14 protein-coding genes and 1 pseudogene are annotated in these 13102 nt (G+C 78.3%); 12 read left to right on the top strand and 3 right to left on the bottom strand.

Annotated features, from left to right (window positions below):
• Positions 1 to 39: 39 nt before the first annotated feature.
• The 4 genes and pseudogenes from ACIA8Q_RS12130 to ACIA8Q_RS12115 form a co-directional block, all read left to right on the top strand.
• Positions 40 to 344, top strand: a pseudogene (locus ACIA8Q_RS12130) (antibiotic acetyltransferase); the annotation flags it as partial.
• Between the two features lie 106 nt (positions 345 to 450).
• Positions 451 to 1107: a lysophospholipid acyltransferase family protein gene (locus ACIA8Q_RS12125; RefSeq protein ID WP_396317101.1), complete on the top strand. Its 657-nt coding sequence runs from the start codon at positions 451 to 453 to the stop codon at positions 1105 to 1107.
• Positions 1108 to 1162: 55 nt separating this feature from the next.
• Entirely contained in the window at positions 1163 to 2461 is a 1299-nt protein-coding gene (locus tag ACIA8Q_RS12120) for a hypothetical protein (RefSeq protein ID WP_396317100.1), read from the top strand.
• A gap of 83 nt (positions 2462 to 2544) precedes the next feature.
• A complete protein-coding gene (locus tag ACIA8Q_RS12115) occupies positions 2545 to 3177 on the top strand; it encodes a TIGR03086 family metal-binding protein (protein ID WP_396317099.1) in 633 nt (210 codons plus the stop codon).
• 52 nt (positions 3178 to 3229) lie between these two features.
• On the opposite strand, the gene ACIA8Q_RS12110 is transcribed toward ACIA8Q_RS12115, so the two are convergent.
• Positions 3230 to 3850, bottom strand: a complete 621-nt coding sequence (locus tag ACIA8Q_RS12110; protein WP_396317098.1) for a MerR family transcriptional regulator — start codon at positions 3848 to 3850, stop codon at positions 3230 to 3232.
• Positions 3851 to 3987: 137 nt separating this feature from the next.
• Here ACIA8Q_RS12110 and ACIA8Q_RS12105 point away from each other — a divergent pair, with 137 nt between their 5' ends.
• Both ACIA8Q_RS12105 and ACIA8Q_RS12100 read left to right on the top strand, forming a co-directional pair.
• Entirely contained in the window at positions 3988 to 4422 is a 435-nt protein-coding gene (locus tag ACIA8Q_RS12105) for a DUF3291 domain-containing protein (RefSeq protein WP_360210498.1), read from the top strand.
• Between the two features lie 117 nt (positions 4423 to 4539).
• Positions 4540 to 5256, top strand: a complete 717-nt coding sequence (locus tag ACIA8Q_RS12100) for a YoaK family protein (protein WP_360210500.1) — start codon at positions 4540 to 4542, stop codon at positions 5254 to 5256.
• A gap of 554 nt (positions 5257 to 5810) precedes the next feature.
• On the opposite strand, the gene ACIA8Q_RS12095 is transcribed toward ACIA8Q_RS12100, so the two are convergent.
• Both ACIA8Q_RS12095 and ACIA8Q_RS12090 read right to left on the bottom strand, forming a co-directional pair.
• On the bottom strand, positions 5811 to 6791 hold the full coding sequence (locus ACIA8Q_RS12095; RefSeq protein ID WP_396317097.1) for a hypothetical protein: 981 nt from the start codon (positions 6789 to 6791) through the stop codon (positions 5811 to 5813).
• Between the two features lie 117 nt (positions 6792 to 6908).
• Entirely contained in the window at positions 6909 to 7094 is a 186-nt protein-coding gene (locus ACIA8Q_RS12090; RefSeq protein WP_360210504.1) for a hypothetical protein, read from the bottom strand.
• A 258-nt stretch (positions 7095 to 7352) separates the two neighbouring features.
• Between ACIA8Q_RS12090 and ACIA8Q_RS12085 the strand changes: the two genes are divergently transcribed.
• From ACIA8Q_RS12085 to ACIA8Q_RS12060, 6 genes are all read left to right on the top strand, one after another.
• Entirely contained in the window at positions 7353 to 8030 is a 678-nt protein-coding gene (locus ACIA8Q_RS12085; RefSeq protein WP_360210506.1) for a hypothetical protein, read from the top strand.
• 179 nt (positions 8031 to 8209) lie between these two features.
• Positions 8210 to 9196, top strand: a complete 987-nt coding sequence (locus ACIA8Q_RS12080) for a DUF4129 domain-containing protein (RefSeq protein ID WP_360210508.1) — start codon at positions 8210 to 8212, stop codon at positions 9194 to 9196.
• On the top strand, positions 9193 to 9792 hold the full coding sequence (locus ACIA8Q_RS12075) for a hypothetical protein (protein ID WP_360210510.1): 600 nt from the start codon (positions 9193 to 9195) through the stop codon (positions 9790 to 9792). Before ACIA8Q_RS12080 ends, ACIA8Q_RS12075 begins: the two co-directional genes overlap by 4 nt.
• 78 nt (positions 9793 to 9870) lie before the next feature.
• Positions 9871 to 10956 (top strand): AAA family ATPase, encoded by a 1086-nt coding sequence (locus ACIA8Q_RS12070; RefSeq protein WP_396317096.1) that lies wholly within the window; start codon positions 9871 to 9873, stop codon positions 10954 to 10956.
• Positions 10953 to 12332 carry a DUF58 domain-containing protein gene (locus ACIA8Q_RS12065; protein ID WP_396317095.1) on the top strand — a complete coding sequence of 460 codons (1380 nt, stop codon included), beginning with the start codon at positions 10953 to 10955 and terminating at the stop codon, positions 12330 to 12332. Before ACIA8Q_RS12070 ends, ACIA8Q_RS12065 begins: the two co-directional genes overlap by 4 nt.
• Positions 12329 to 13057: a hypothetical protein gene (locus ACIA8Q_RS12060; RefSeq protein WP_396317094.1), complete on the top strand. Its 729-nt coding sequence runs from the start codon at positions 12329 to 12331 to the stop codon at positions 13055 to 13057. Before ACIA8Q_RS12065 ends, ACIA8Q_RS12060 begins: the two co-directional genes overlap by 4 nt.
• Positions 13058 to 13102 lie beyond the last annotated feature (45 nt).

Here is a 13102-nt window from a genome sequence, read left to right as displayed (position 1 = left end):
CCGGTGCCCGGGCACCGGACCGCAGGAGCTGCGAGCACCCGCGGGGACACCGTGGTCGGCAACGACGTCTGGCTCGGCCACGGCGCCCTGGTGATGCCCGGGGTCCGCATCGGCCACGGCGCCGTCGTCGCCTCCGGTTCCGTCGTCGTCGACGACGTCCCCGACTACGGCATCGTCGGCGGCAACCCGGCCCGGCTCATCCGCACCCGCTTCAGCGGACCGACGTCACCCGGCTGCTCGCCCTGGCCTGGTGGGACTGGCCGGTCGAACACCTCACGCAGCACCTGCGCACCGTCATGTCCGGCACCGTCGAGGAGCTCGAAGCCGCCGCACCGGGCAGGTGAGGGAGCGGCGGGGGTCCGGTTTGAGTACGCGTACTCAGGTGCGCCGGGGCGCGACGGCGAACACTGGTGGACGGCTCATCCGACCGTCGGAGGATCAGGATCCGTCATGCTCAGCCGTACCGCCGCCCTGCTCGTCCCCGCCTTCGGGCCCCTGCGGATCACCAGCGACCCCGACGCCGACCTCGCGCCCGGAAGCATCGCCGCCGCCAACCACACCTCGCTCGGCGACCCGGCCGTCGTCCTCGCCGCCCTGCACCGGCTCGGCGCCCGGCCGGTGGTCCTCGCCACGGCCGGCCTGTGGCGGGTTCCGGTGCTCGGCCGCCTGCTGCGCCACGACGGCCACATCCCCGTCCACCGCGGCACCGCGCACGCGGCCGATGCCCTGGACCGGGCCGCCGAGGCGCTCGCCGCCGGGCGGATCGTGCTGATCTACGGCGAGGGCGGCCTGCCCCGGCGCCGCGACTCCGGCGAGCAGCCGCCCCGCCCGTTCCGCAGCGGCCTGGCCCGCCTCGCGACGGCCACCGGTGCGCCCGTCGTCCCGCTCGGGCAGGCCGGCTCCCGGCGCCTGACCTCCGGCGGCCCGCTCAAGCAGCTCGCCGGCCTGGCCACCGCCCCCGTCCGCCGCCCGGCCCTGCACGTCCACCTCGGCGCCCCGCTGCGGCTGACCGGTGACCCGGCCGCCGCCACCGCCACCGCCCACGCCGCGGTCACCGCCGCCTGGCACCACGCCGCCGACCGGGCGACCGACCGGGCCGCGGCCTGACGCCTACGGTCTGACGGCGGGTCGGATGTCAGTGACGCGTGGCACAGTGCCGGGCATGAGGAGCACGACCACGGATCCCCTGGACGGCCTGGACGCGATCGACTGGGCCGGCCTCGACCACGCCTACGGCGGGGCGGGCGACGTACCGGGGCTGCTGCGCGCCCTGTGCGGGCCCGGGGAGCGCGAACGCGACCGGGCGCTCGGCGCCCTGTACGGCAACATCTTCCACCAGGGCAGCCGCTATCCGGCCTCGGCCGTCGCGGTGCCCTTCCTGGCCCGGCTGGCCGTGGACGCCACGCTGCCCGGCCGGGCCGAAGTCCTCGGCCTGCTGGCCTCGTTGGCGATCGGCTACGACGAGGCGCACCTGCCCGCGGGGGTGGCGATCGCACAGTGGCGCCACGAGCGGGCCGAGCTGGCGGCGAAGGACGGGGCGGCGGTCCTCGCCGAGCTCGACGCCTGGGTCGCCGCGGCCCCCGACGAGGGCGAGCGCCGCGTCCGGGAGTTCCGGCGCCGCACGTTCGACCTTGACGAGCACCTGCGCTCGGTGGACGCGGAGCTCGGCGCCTACGACGCCGTCCGCGCCGAGGTGCCACGGCTGGCCGCACTGCTGGCGGACGGCGACGCGGGCGTGCGCGCGGCGACGGCGTACCTGCTGGCCTGGTTCCCCGAGCAGGCCCCGCACTCGCTGCCGCTCCTGCTCGCCCTGCTGGACGCCCACGGCTCCGGGGGCGAAGGAGCCGGGGGGCCGGACTCCTCCGTCGCCGCCACCGCCCTGGTCGCCGTCGGGCTGCTCGGCGACGCCCCGCTCGTGCCGCGTCTGCGCCCCTTCCTGGCCTCCCCCGACGGGCTGCTGCGCTGGGCGGCCGCCGTCGCCCTCGCCCGCCTCACGAGCACCCCCACGGCCGGCACCGGGGAGGCCGACCAGGGCCTCGGGGCGGCGGTGCTCACCGAGCTGACGGCCGCCGAGGCCGATCCCCCGGAGCCCGGCGCGCCCGGCGTCGCCTTCCACGAGGGGGACCTGCGCGGCTACGCCGCCGCCTCGCTCACCCTGCTCGCCGCCGACCACCCCGAGGAGGCCCTGGACGCGGTCATCGACGGCCTGGCCCGGACGTCGGGCCCCGCGGCCTTCGCCGTCACCACGGCGGCCCTGCGCCTGGCGTTCGGCCCGCCGCGCCCCGGGCCGCTGCCGCCCTTCGCCGAGCTCGACGAACGCCGCCGGCGCCTGGTCCGCACCCTGGCCGACCTCGACGAACCCACCTGGCGGTGGGGCAACTTCCTGGAGATCCTGAGGGCCTGGGGGCTGCCGCAGGACCGCCCCGCGATACGGGCCTACGCCGGCCTGCCCGCCGCCTGACGGCCCTGCCCCGCCCGCCCGTCCGCCCGTCCGCCCGTCCGCCCGCACATCCGCACATCCGCACATCCGAGGAGCGAGCTTCGATGACGGCACCTTCCCCCGGAGAGGCCGGGATGCGGACGGACCTGCGCCCGGCCACTGCCGTCGTGGCCGGCCTGGTCCGCGGCGTGCGGGACGACCAGCTGACCGCCCCCACCCCCTGCGGCCCGCTCACCGTCGGGGAACTGCTGGACCACCTCGCCGGCCTCAGCGAGGCGTTCCACGACGCCGCGGCCAAGACCGTCCGGGCCGACGGCGGCGGGGCCCGGGTGCCGGACGCCACCCGGCTGGACCGGGACTGGCGCGAGAGCCTGCCCGCCCGGCTCGCCGCCCTGGCGGAAGCCTGGCAGCCCGCCGGGGCCTGGACGGGCACCGCGACGGTGGGCGGCGGTGAGATGCCGGCCGAGGTCGCGGGGGCCGCCGCGATCGACGAGGTGCTCGTCCACGGCTGGGACCTCGCGGTGGCCACCGGGCAGCGCTTCCCCGGCGACCTGCCCGCCCTCGCCCCGGCGATCGGCTCCGCCACGGCCTGGGTGCGCACGGTCGCCGAGGCCCACCCGGACGGCCTCCCCGGCCTGTTCGGCCCACCCGTCGCCGCGTCCGCCGCCACCCCGATGGAGCGCCTGCTCACCCTGACCGGCCGCGCCCCCTCCTGGACCCCGCCCCCGGCCGCCTGACGGCCCGGCCCCTGGCACCCCGCCCTCCGGCAGCCGGCTTTCCCACAGGGGGTCAGGTGTTGCGGCGGGCCGACTCGTTCTCCTGGGCGAGACGGCGCAGGGCGAGCAGGGCGGGTTCGAACAGGATGGTGCGCAGCAGGGCGCTCTCGGCCTGGTCGAGGGGGTCGGCGTCGGGGTCGAGCTGGTCGAGGTCGAGGGCGGCGGTGCGCTCGGCGAGGGCGGCGTAGCCGCGCAGGGCGTCCGCGGAGACCTCCTCGCCGAGGGAGCGCAGGGTCTCCAGGGTCTCGCCGAGGACGGCGCGGGCGGGGGCGTGTGCGGAGACCTCCCAGCCGAGTCCGTCGATCAGGGCGTCCACCTCGGCGGCGCCGGGGGCGGGGGCCGGTGGTGGCGCGTCCTCGTCGGCCGGGCGGGCGCCGACGACGAGTCCGAGGACCTGGTGGCGTTCCCCCCCGTGGGCGGCGGCCGCGCCGAGGATCTCCTTGGTGGCGCTGACGCTCAGTCCGCGCAGGCCGATCAGCGCGCGCACCAGGCGCAGGCGGCGCAGGTGGGTCTCGTCGTACTCGGCCTGGGTGGCGGCGGTGGCGCGGCCGGGCGGCAGCAGGCCCTCGCGCAGGTAGTACTTGATGGTCGCGGTCGGGACTCCGCTGCGGCGGCTCAGTTCGGAGATGCGCACTGCTGCTGCACCGGCCTTCCTCTGGCTTCGTCTTCCCCGGGGCGCGTTCTCCCCTGGCTTTTGGATACCGGTACTGTCTAACATAGATAGTGCCACTACCCAATGTGGCGCCGACCCCTCCCCGAGGAGCATCAGCCATGCCCACGCTGCCCTGGACCGCCCCGAACCCGGCCACCCCCGGCACCTCGGCGATCGTCATGGCCTCCCGGTTCGAGGTCCGGTCGCTGTCCGACGTCCCGCGCTTCTTCGCCCGGTCGATGACCGTCTGGCGCCAGCTGCGCCGCTCCCCCGGTGCCCTCGGCGGCTCTCTGATCGCCCGCCCGTTGCGCCGGACCTTCTACACCCTGTCCGCCTGGGAGAGCCGCGAGGCCCTCGACGCCTTCGCCGCCGCCGAACCCCACCGCAGCGTGATGCGGGGCCTGCGCGGCACCATGCGGGAGTCCACCTTCACCTTCTGGCAGACCCCCGTCGAGCAGCTCCCGATCACCTGGGCCGACGCCCACGGCCGCCTCGACGCCCAGCGCACCGCGGGCACCGTCGGCGGGGGCGGGGACGCCGCGGGAACGCGCTGAGCGGCGACGCCGCCCGCAGGCCGTCCGCCACCCGCAGGACGCGCCCCCGGCCGTGCGCCACCCGCGGCCGGTGTGTCACGGCCCGTACCGGGCCGGCGCCCCGGGCACACTGACGGCGTGCCCGCCGATCCCACCCGGAGCCAGGTCCGCATCAGCCTGGTGATGTCCGCCCTGACCGTCAGCGCGGGCGCGGTCGACGCCGTCACCTTCCTCGGCCTCGGGCACGCCTTCGCCGCGCTGGCCACCGGAAACGTCCTGCTGCTCGGCTTCGGGGCCGCGCAGACCGCCGGGATTCCGGTCGCCCGCCCCGCCGAGGCGGTGGCCTCCTTCGTGATCGGGGCCGCGGCCGCGAACAGCGTCATCGCCCGGGCGAGCGGGCGGGGGCGGCGCTGGCTCGTCCTGGTCCTCGCCGCCGAGGCCGCGGCCCTGGCCGCCGCCGGCGGGTACGCCACCGCGGTCGGCGGCACCGGTGCACTGCCCGGCGGTGCCGAGGCCCTCGTCGCCGCGCTGGTCGCGGGCGCCATGGGGTGGCGCAGCCGCGGGATGCTGGAGGCCGGGGTCCCCGAGATGCCGACCACGGTCGCGCAGATCACCCTGGTCAAGCTGCTGGCGGACGTGCTGTCGATCCACACCGCGCCGTCCCCGCGCCTGGTCCTCGTCCGGGCCCGGCGCAGCGCCACCGTCCTCGGGATGTTCGTCGGCGGGGCGCTCGGCGCGCTGCTGCTGCGGTCGGGCGCCGGGCCCGCGCTGCTCGCCATCGCCGCCTTCGAGGCGTGCGTGACCGCCGTCTACTCCCGCGCCACCCGGTTCCGGCCCCAACCGGTCCGGGCCTGACGCCCGGTCACGGGCCGGCGGCCGCGGCGCCGCCGGGGAGCCGGCCGGGATCCCGTGCAACGGCCGGCGGGTGGACGGGCGGAGCGGGCGGATCCGTGACGGTCACGGTGAACCCGGCTGCTGCACGGCGGCGTTCACACCGGCGTCCTGGCGGCCCGCCCCGCCCGCCGCGTTCGGCACCGGGCGCCGCGCCCGAGCAGCGGCCCGGCAGGTCGACGATCTCCCCGTGGGAGTGCGGGCGAGGGAGGGTGTCCGGCTCCGCTGCCGGACACCCTCCCCGGTACGCGGACCCCGGCCGCCGGGGCCCAGGGCGTGTCTTGTGGATCTTGTCGGATAGGTCGCGGCGTCAGGGTGCGTGCATCGCAAGGCGGAGGATGGGGGCACCTCCCGGCCGAAGGCTGGGGGAGAGTCCATGCGGTGGGGGCACCTCCCGGCCGCCAGGCTGGGGGCCATCGGCGACCGACGACAACGCGGCGTGGGGGTACCCCCGGCCGAAGGCTGGGGGAGTGCGTGCCCTGGCGTCGCGACCCCGGCAGTGATCCACAAGACACGCCCTAGCGGTGCAGGTCGGCGAGGAGCAGGTTGGGGTCGGTGCGGGTGAAGTAGGCCGCGCTGGGGACGTAGACCGTCCCGCCGCGCACCGCGACCGAGGTCGGGTTGGACAGGCCGTCGGCGCCGGTCAGGACGGTGTGGTGGCTGCCGTCCGCCGTCACCTCGACGGCCTCGTCGGGCGCGTTCAGGGCGGCGATCAGGTCGTCGCCGTGTCCGGTGAAGGCGAAGTCGTCGATGCCGTCGAGGCCCGCGGCGTGGACGCGGGCGGGCGCGGCCGAGCCGTCCCGGCGGACGGGGATGCGCAGCAGCTGGCCGGTGTCGGTGTTGCCGACCCAGACGGCGTGGTGGTGCACCTTCAGGCCGTTGGCGCCGAACGCGGTGACGGGCTTGAGCAACGCGTCGTCGGACCAGGTCGTCGCGGTGCCGCCGGCCGCCGGTACCGCGTAGACCACGCCGAGCGCGGAGTCGGCGGTGTAGAGGCGGCCCTCGTGCTCGTCGAGGGCCAGGCCGTTGGGGAAGCCGGTGACGGGCAGGGCGGCGATGCGCTCGGGCGTCCCGCCCGGGCACAGCCGCCAGATGCCGTGCAGGTCGTCGGTGCCGGTGGCGTAGCCGAAGTAGAGGGTGCCGTCGTGGGCGCGGGCGATGCCGGTGACGATCGCGGCACCCAGGAGCGGGGTGTTCGGGTGGGCGGGGGCGGGCAGGGTGGCGAGGACGGTGAGGGCCCCGGCCGGGTCGACCCGGGCGATCTGGCGGGCGAAGGACAGGGTGAGGTCGGCGGAGCCGTCGGGTTCGAGGGCGATGTTCTCCGGCTGCTGACCCTGGGCCAGGTCGAAGTGGGCGATGATCCGCGGGTCGGACAGCGGTGGGGCGACGGCGCCGGCCGGGGTGGCGGCCACCAGGGCCAGGGCGGCGCAGGCCGCGGCGGCGGCAGCGGCGCGTCCTGCGGCGCGCGGGCGCCGGGCGGTTCGGGTCTGACGGGGCATGGTCTCTCCTCTGCGGGTCGGCGATGGCCGGGTGCCCGTCGAGGAGAGCACGCCTGACGCTCCGTCACCGCGCCCCGGCGGCGCACCCGCCGCAGCGTCCCCCGGTCGGCGGGGTGGTCAGGGCGCCGGCAGGACGGTGACGGCGCAGATCACGTCGGGGCCGCTGCAGGGGTCGCCCGGAGCGTGGACGGACGGGGTGCGGGCCGGGGTGGCCGGCGGGGCCGGCTGCGGGGTGCTGTCGGCGCCGTCGTCGAGGAGCAGCACCCCGGCGCCGCCCCCGGCCACCAGGACCGCCCAGGTCACGACCGCACCCCGCTGCCACCGCTGCACGCGCCCCCCGCTCACCGCCCCGCCATGACCGCCGCCACCGTAGCGAGCCCCGTCCCCGGGCACGCGCCCGGGGGCCGGGGCGGCGGGATCGGCAGGCCCCCGCCGGGCCCCCGGTCGGGCGGCCCGGATGCGTGGGGTGAAAAATCGCACCGCCACCCGCTCTAGTTCGTCCGCGTCCCTCTGTGGTGGGATGTGCCGTCACGGGTTGATGACCGCTGGTGGGGGTGTGTGGTGAGGAGTGGAAGGCTGCTCGGCCTGGACGGGGACGCGGTGCGGCTCGCCGCCGTGGGCCTGGTTCGTCTGGGTACGCAGGAGTGGCAGGACGGGGCCTCGGGGGCGCCGGGCTGGCTGGGGCGGGTGCGGGCGGCCTCGTTCGCGGACGCGTGGCTGGCCTTCGGCGGCTCGGCCGCGCCCGGGCTTCGGGTGCCCGCGGGAGAGGTGCTGCGCTCGGTGGCCTACCGGGCGGGCGAGCTGGTCCTGCGGGCCCGCCACGGGGACGGCGCGGAGGCGCTGGAGTGGCTGGGCAGACGCTCCGCCGAGGCCCGGGAGCAGGCCCGCCGGGAGGAGGTGGCGCACCCGGCCGAGCCGGCGGCGCTGGCCCTGGTCTGGCACGGCGTGCAGGCCGCCTGGGCCGAGGACGGGCCCGCCGCGGTGGCGGACCGGGAGGCCCACGGGCGGCGCATCGACGAGCGGGCCGAGGCGTACGTGCGCGAGCACCACCACCGCCAGGACGCCCTGGCGCTCATGCTGTCCTGCGCCCGGATCGCGGCGGCCGCGCTGGTCGACCTGTGCGACGGGGACCCGGGGCGGGCCGAGGAGTGGCTGGAGGCGGAGGCCGCCCGGTCCATGCCGTGCGGCACCCCGGTGCCGCTGTGGGTGCCGGGCCGGCCCGGGCAGACCACCGGCTGAGACCCCGGCGCCCCGGCCCGTACCCGGATCCTTACGCAGGCCCCGCACCGGGGCCGGGGCCGGACCGGTGGGGCGGCGGTGACGGGAGTGACGGCAGGTGACACCGTGACGGTCGGTGTGCGACGCTGCAGGACCGGCGCGCCGGGAAGCGCGCCACGAGGGGGAACCGGGGGGTTCACATGGGCCGCACACGCGGGCCCGGGGGCCGGCACGTGGCCGCGCTGCTGGTCGTCGTCGGACTGCTGACGGCCGCGGCGGCGCTGCGCCCCGAGGGCGGACTGCTGGGCACGGCGGCCACCGGGCCGGTGGGCGCCGTCGGCTTCGTGGTACTGATCGGGATCGGCTGGGCCGCCCTGGTCGGACGGTTCGCCGTGCGCTTCCGCGAGGAGGTGCGCCACCTGGCCGGGCCGACGCCGCGGGCCGAACGGCTGCGGGAGGCCGCCATGGTCCTGCTGCCGCTGGCCGCCGCCGCGGTGCCGGTGCTGCTGCTGGTCCTGCACGGCCGCACCGCGCCCGCGGCGCTCGACGCGCCCCAGCTGCCGCCGCCGCTGCCCCTCCCGGACCTCCCCCCGGGCCCGCCCCCGCCCCCGGTGAAGCCGGCGGACGACCCGGGGTTCGGCGTGCTGTTCGTGGTGCTGGTCGGCTCCCTGGCCCTGGCCGCGGTCGCCGCCTTCGTGTTCGTCCTCGTGCGGGCGCTGCGGCACCTGCGCATCCACCGCCGCCCGGCGCCCCCGCCGCTGCCCACCGCGCCGGCCGGCCCCGAGGCCGCCCTCGCCGAGGCCGTCGCCTCCGGTCGCAGGGCGCTGGAGGGGGACGACGCCCGGGCGGCGGTGATCGCCTGCTACGCGGCGATGGAGGGCTCGCTGGCCGCCTCCGGACTGCCCCGGCAGGCCTGGGAGAGCCCGACGGAGCTGCTGGAGCGCGCCCTGTCCGACGACCGGGTCGACCCCGGCGCGGCCCGGGCGCTCACCGCACTGTTCCGGGAGGCCCGGTACTCGACCCACCCGATGGACGACGCCCGGGTGCGCCGGGCCCGTACCGCCCTGGACGCCATCGCCGCACGGCTCGCGGCCACCGACCCGGCCGGGGCGGACGCCGACCCCGCCGCCGGGGCGGGCCCGACGGCGGCGGCGGACGCAGCGGGCGCAACGGGAGGGAACCGATGAGCGGCGAACCCACGATCGGACGCACCGGACGCACCGGACGCACCGGAGAGGCCGGGCAGGCCGGAGCGGCCGGGCAGAACGGGCAGCCGGACGGCGGGGCCGAGGGCGGGATCGCCGTACCGGGCTCGGTGCGCCACAGCCTGCTCGAACTGGCCGTCCCCGCCGTCCTCGCCGAGGTCCTGTGCGCCCTGGTCGGCGGCTGGCCCGGCGCCGGGGCCGGGGCCGTGCTGCTGGCCGCCGCCGCCCTGCTCACCGCCCGCCACGTGGCCGGCGCGGGCACGACGGGTTCCCCCCTGCGCCGCCGGCCGCGGCAGCTGGAGGCCTACGAGCCCGGCCTCGGCGACTGGCGCTGGACCGTCGGCCAGGGCCTCGACCCGCAGGGCGACACCGGGCCGCTGCGCACCCGCCTCCAGCGGCTGTACGCCGTCCGGCTCGCGGAGGGCCACGGCGTGCACCTGCTGGCCGACCGCGAGCGGGCCGCCGAACTCCTCGGGCCCCGGCTGTGGCCGTGGATCGACCCCGCGGCGCCGGCCCCGGCCGGGCCCCTGCCGGCAGCGGTCCTGCGCGCCCTCGTCGACCGGCTCGAGTCGCTGTGACCTGAACCCGCCGGGGCCGGCGCCCCACAGACCCGGCCCCGGGCCCACCACCCACCGCATCGTTTCCGCAGGAGAGCCATGCCCGCCCCGTCCAGCCCTGCCGACACCACCGCAGCCACCGCCCCCGCCGGTCCCGGTCACCGGGAAACCGACCCCGGAGCCGCCCCGGAAGCCGCCCCGGGGGCCGTCCCCGTGCTCACCCCGCAGAAGGCCGGGGAGCTCGCCCGCGCCGTGGTCGCGGAGATCGAACGGGCCGTCGTCGGCAAGCCCGAGGCGCTGCGCCTGGTCATGCTCGGCGCCCTGGCCGGCGGGCACGTCCTGATCGAGGACCTGCCCGGACTCGGCAAGACCCTGCTGGCCCGCTCCTTCGCGACCGCCCTCGGCCTCGACTTCCGCCGGATCCAGTTCACCCCCGACCTGCTGCCCTCGGACGTCACCGGCGCCCCGTTCTACGAGCGCGGCACCGGCGAGATGGTGTTCCGGCCCGGCCCGCTGTTCACCCGGCTGCTGCTCGCCGACGAGATCAACCGGACCCCGCCCAAGACCCAGGCCGCCCTGCTGGAGGCGATGGCCGAGGGCCAGGTCTCCGTCGACGGCGTCACCCGCCGCCTGCCGGACCCGTTCCTGGTCATCGCCACCGCCAACCCGATCGAGTACGAGGGCACCTACGCCCTGCCCGAGGCCCAGCTCGACCGCTTCCTGCTGCGCGTGCGGATGGGCTACCTCTCCCCCGCCACCGAGGCTGCGATGCTGCGCGCCAGGATCGACCGGGCGGCCCCCGAACCGGTGCTGGAGACCGTCGTCGGACCGGCCGAACTCCTCGCCATGCGGGCCGCGGTGGAGCGGGTCGAGGTCGACGACGACCTGGTCGAGTACGTGATCGCCCTCGTCGACGCCACCCGCAAGGACCAGCAGATCCAGGTCGGCGCCTCGCCCCGCGGCGGCCTCGCGCTGATCCAACTGGCCCGCGCCCGCGCCATGCTGGAGGGCCGCGACTACCTCACCCCGGAGGACGTCAAGGCGCTCGCCGTCCCCGCCCTGGCCCACCGCATCACGCTCAAGCCGGAACTGTGGGTGCGCCAGATCGAGGCGGACGACGTGGTGGCGCGCCTGGTCGGCTCCGTCCCGGCACCGCAGACCCTGCCCCGCGCGGTCACCCCGTGAACCCGGCCCGCCCCGGGAGCCCCGCCTCCGCAGCGCCCGCCCCGGACCGCGCCACCCTGCGCGCCCAGGCGCTGGCCGCCGCCCGCAGCGCCCGGGCCCACGCCGCCGGCCTGCCCGACAGCCCGCCCCCGCCACACTGGCGCGCCGGCGAGCAGACCCTGCGCCTGCTCACCGTCGCCACCGCCGCGGCCCTCGCCGCCCTGGCCACCGGCCACGCCTGGCTGCTCGCCCTGGCCGCCGCACCCGCCGTCCTGCTCGCCCTCGCCGCCCCCGGGCGCAGCCGCCCCACCCGGCTGTCCGCCGAGAGCACCACCCGGCCGGCGCGCTGCTTCGAGGGCGAGCCCGTCACCGTGCGGGTCGCCGTCCACCACGACGGGCGGATCGGTGCGCTGGAACCCGTCGTGGCCCTGGGCCCCGGCCTGTCCCTGGACGCCCTGACCGTCACCGCCACCGGCGTCGACCTGGTCCTGCGCGCCGACAGCTGGGGCCGGCGCCACCTGGGCGTCCTCGACCTCGACGTGCCCGACGCCGGCGGCCTGACCCGCCGTACCCTGCGCACCGACCTCGGCACCGTCGACGTCTTCCCCGTCCCCGGCGCCGCCCACCTGACCCCGATCCCGGTGCGCCTGCCCGAGCGGATCGGCGAGCACACCACCGCGCACGAGGGCGCCGGCGTCGAGGTCGTCGGCGTGCGCCCCCACGTGCCCGGCGAGCGGCAGCGGCGCATCCACTGGCCGTCCACCACCCGCCGCGACGCCGTCCAGATCAACCAGTTCGCCGCCGAACGCGCCGCCGACGCCGTCGTCCTGCTGGACACCCTCGCCGACTTCCACGACGCCACCACCGGGCTGCGCAGCCTCGACGAGACCCTGCGCGCCGCCACCGGCCTGACCCGCGCCTACCTGCGCCGCCACGACCGCATCGGCCTGGTCGCCGTCGGCGGACAGCTGCGCCGGCTCACCGCCGCAGGCGGGGACCGGCAGTTCTACCGGATGGTCGAGAGCGTGCTGGAGGTCCGTCAGGACCGCCCCCGGCACGGCACCCTCCCGCCCCTGCCGCTCGCGGCCCTGCCCGCCCACGCCCTCGTCTACGCCTTCACCCCGCTCGCCGACCAGCGCATCCTCGACGTCCTCGGCCAGGTCCGCGAACGCGGCAACCCGCTCGTCGTGGTGGAGATCCCGGTCGGCGAACCGGCGACGCACCCCGACGACGAGACCGACGCCCTCGCGCTGCGCCTGTGGCACGCCGAACGCGAGGCGATGCGCGCCACCCTGCGCGGCCGCGGCATCCCGGTGGTGCGCCACACCCCGGGCCGGACGCTGGACCTCGCCCTCGCGCCGCTGCTGCGCCGCCGGATCACGGGAGCGGCCCGGTGAACGAGCCCACCAGCAGGCCCACCGGCAGGCCCACCGGCCGGCCCGTCGGCAGGCCGACGCACGGCCCGGCGGGCGGGCGGGCGCCGAAGCCGCCGGTGCGGCGCACGGTGGCCGCACCGGCCCCCCGCCCCCGCACCGGCCCGTCCACCGGGTGGAGCGGGTGGACCGACCGGGCCGCCTGGGCCCCGCGGCTCGAGTCCGCCGCGCTGCGCGGCACCGGCACCGCCCTCGCCCTCGCCGCCGCCGGCACCGGGGAGGGCACGCTGACCGCCCGGTTCGGGCCGATCGGCGTCGCGGCCGTCGCCGTCGGCGCGCTCTGGGCGGCCGTGCCGGCCCCGGAGGGAGCGGCCGCCCACCCGGTGACCTGGCCGGCGCGCCTGACCGCCACCCGCACCACTCTCCTGCCCACCGCGGCCGTCCTGTTCGCCGCCCTCGGCGAGCCGCCGCTGTGGCGGGCGCTCGCGGTGACCGTCCTGCTCATCGGCTACCTGCTGCTGCTCGACGCGCTCGGCCCCCGGCGCCGCACCGTCCGCCCCTTCGCCGCGGTGGCCGCCGCCGGCGCCGCCCTGCTGGTCCTGCCGGTGGCCTTCGCCCCCACCGCGGCGGGCGAGTGGTCCCGGCCCCTCGCCCTGCTGGGCCTGGCCGCGGCGGCCTGCGGCGTGGCCGCGGCCCTGCGCCCCGACCGCACACCGGACCAGGACCCGGACACCGCGACGGGACCATGACGCACCGGCGGACCGGGCCACGGCGGCCCGGCGGCCGGACGGCGG

It is taken from the genome of Kitasatospora sp. NPDC051705 (assembly GCF_044453265.1).
In the GTDB taxonomy this organism is placed as follows: domain Bacteria; phylum Actinomycetota; class Actinomycetes; order Streptomycetales; family Streptomycetaceae; genus Kitasatospora.
The sequence above is the reverse complement of the archived record's forward strand: the minus strand, read 5'-3'. Positions and strand labels throughout refer to the sequence as shown.

Excerpts from the sequence above, each read along its gene's own strand:
- ACIA8Q_RS12115 (WP_396317099.1), top strand. The coding sequence starts at position 2,545 with ATGACGGCACCTTCCCCCGGAGAGGCCGGGATGCGGACGGACCTGCGC.
- ACIA8Q_RS12075 (WP_360210510.1), top strand. The coding sequence starts at position 9,193 with ATGAGCGGCGAACCCACGATCGGACGCACCGGACGCACCGGACGCACC.
- ACIA8Q_RS12105 (WP_360210498.1), top strand. The coding sequence starts at position 3,988 with ATGCCCACGCTGCCCTGGACCGCCCCGAACCCGGCCACCCCCGGCACC.
- ACIA8Q_RS12070 (WP_396317096.1), top strand. The coding sequence starts at position 9,871 with ATGCCCGCCCCGTCCAGCCCTGCCGACACCACCGCAGCCACCGCCCCC.
- ACIA8Q_RS12125 (WP_396317101.1), top strand. The coding sequence starts at position 451 with ATGCTCAGCCGTACCGCCGCCCTGCTCGTCCCCGCCTTCGGGCCCCTG.
- ACIA8Q_RS12095 (WP_396317097.1), bottom strand. The coding sequence starts at position 6,791 with ATGCCCCGTCAGACCCGAACCGCCCGGCGCCCGCGCGCCGCAGGACGC.
- ACIA8Q_RS12120 (WP_396317100.1), top strand. The coding sequence starts at position 1,163 with ATGAGGAGCACGACCACGGATCCCCTGGACGGCCTGGACGCGATCGAC.
- ACIA8Q_RS12080 (WP_360210508.1), top strand. The coding sequence starts at position 8,210 with ATGGGCCGCACACGCGGGCCCGGGGGCCGGCACGTGGCCGCGCTGCTG.